This window comes from Bacteroidota bacterium (assembly GCA_038746285.1).
GTDB lineage: Bacteria > Bacteroidota > Rhodothermia > Rhodothermales > JANQRZ01 > JANQRZ01.
Genome location: JBCDKT010000121.1, coordinates 1 through 1952, shown reverse-complemented (window position 1 = coordinate 1952; position 1952 = coordinate 1). Strand labels below are relative to the sequence as shown.

Below are 1952 nucleotides of genomic sequence, written 5' to 3'. Positions count from 1 at the left end.
GGAGCGTGTACCAGTCGTGGGCCTCGTACTGGACGCGGTTCTTGCCGTACCCGAAGTACTGTGCCGACGCCGCTGGCGCCAGCAGGCACGCGCAGGCGACGAGCGCCGCCAGCAGGCGGGCGCATCGGGGAAGCAGGGACGGGATCAGGGCCACGACGTCAGGGTAGGGACGCCCGGGAGACACGGCAAGGGACAACGGACGCCCGCGCCGCCTCGTGCGCCTCCGCTGGCGATCGCTCAGCGTCTTGTGTGACAGAACGCCTCCGCTGGCGGCTGACCGGATTGCATTAGAAGCTGTACGAGGCGCGGGCGCCAACGGGCGCGAATCCGACGAGCGTGTCGAAGTCCGTCGCGATGAAGCCGATCACGTCGAACGCGAACCGGTCACCGAAGAACCGCACGCCAGGCAAAACGAGGAGGCCGTTGCCGAGTGGCTCGTCGGTTGTGAAGCATGTCCGGCCGCCGAACGTGTCCTGGAAGCACTCTTCCGTCTCGCTGCCGATCCCGATCGTGCCGAGGGCCTCGACAAACAGCTTGACGCCGTTGTTGATCTGGGTCTCGACTCCGAGTCCGTAGACGATCGCCTCCGCCACTTCGACCTCGCTGGAGAACCCACCGATTGCACCGCCGAGCCCGAACGACACCGCCCGGGTCTCGTCGCCGAGCGTGACGACGCCGTATGGGAGCGCGCTGAACCCGCTGTCTCCGCCGCCCAGCGCCACCTGGGCGCTCAGGCCGAGAGCCACTTGCGCGGACTCCGTCGCGTAAACCTGCCCTTTCAGTCCGACGAGTGGCGAGAAGAACACGCTGCTACCTCCGCCCGAGCCGCCGCCGAGCAGGCCAGACGCCACGAGGTCAACACGGTCGCTGAGCCCGGCCGTGACCGAGGGGAAGATGTAGGTCAGGTCGCCGCGGAACTCTCCGCCGCCGAGCGTCCTGGCGGTCGGCGCCAAGAAGAGGCGGGTCTTGACCGGATCGGTCCGGAAGAAGCGGCCGCGGATCAGCGGCGCGATGAAGTCGATCTCGGCCTGCGCGAACCGCCGCTCGATGCCGTCGGTGGTGCGGATCGTGACCGGATCGGACGTTTCGTCCTCCACGACGCCGACATACACGTCGCCGTTGATGAGGACGACCCGGCGGAGATCGTCTTGAGCCTGGAGTGTGGGGATCGCCAGCAGGAGCGCCAGCGGGGCGAGGAGAAAACGAGTCATGTTGAGGATGGTCGGGATACCTGTACACGTGCCGCATGCACATCCCCCAGGGTATCGCTGTCTGTCAGCGCCATCCTAGTCAGCCTGCACTACGTCTGTCTTTCTCCAGCGCCAGCGGGCGGCGGCCATCTCGCCTGCGGACATGCGACCGCATCAACGCCGTGCCAACCCGTCGGGGAGGCCCTGGCCGACAGCGGGGCCCGCGCCGTACGGATGCAGCCTCGTCCGCTGTCGAAGGCTCCGCTTGCTACGACCACCCCGCTGGCGTGCTGACTAAAACGGACTACCTGGCAAACCATCTCTATCCTATTCTCATTCGTGCCAGTCCTGGATGCAGTTTCTGTCTCTTCTCTTTCCACGGTCCTCATTGCAGCACGACGCCCTGTCCTTCGCGCAGGACTCGCCTCGCTCGTCGGAGACGCCTTCTGCCCCCGGCAGGCCGACTCTCTCGACGCCGCGCACGATGCCCTCCGACGCCACCCTGCCGACGTAGTCCTGCTGGCGCTTCCCGATCCGGCCGAGGCGCTACGTCGCCTGACGGACTCGTTCCCCGATATCCCCTGCCTCGTCGTGACCTCGCGGGCGCTCCGGACGGTCGGAATGGAGGCACTCACGCTCGGCGCGGCTGGCGTGCTTCGTCGCCGCCGCGCGCCCGAGGAGCTTCCCGCGGCGCTCCAGACCGTCGCCAGCGGGGGGCGCTACATCTCGCCACGCCTGCTCCGCATCCTGGCAGATAGCCTC

The 1952-nt window shown here is 67.6% G+C and carries 2 protein-coding genes; one reads left to right on the top strand and one right to left on the bottom strand.

From position 1 onward, the window contains the following. Nucleotides 1–287 precede the first annotated feature (287 nt). Nucleotides 288–1211: a hypothetical protein gene (locus AAGI91_17760; GenBank protein ID MEM1044460.1), complete on the bottom strand. Its 924-nt coding sequence runs from the start codon at nucleotides 1209–1211 to the stop codon at nucleotides 288–290. A gap of 318 nt (nucleotides 1212–1529) precedes the next feature. On the opposite strand from AAGI91_17760, the gene AAGI91_17755 reads away from it, so the two are divergent. After that, a partial coding sequence (locus AAGI91_17755; protein MEM1044459.1) for a hypothetical protein occupies nucleotides 1530–1952 on the top strand: 423 nt, incomplete at its 3' end.

Bases quoted from the DNA above. Each gene is read 5' to 3' on its own strand.
- AAGI91_17760 (MEM1044460.1), bottom strand. From the start codon at position 1,211: ATGACTCGTTTTCTCCTCGCCCCGCTGGCGCTCCTGCTGGCGATCCCC.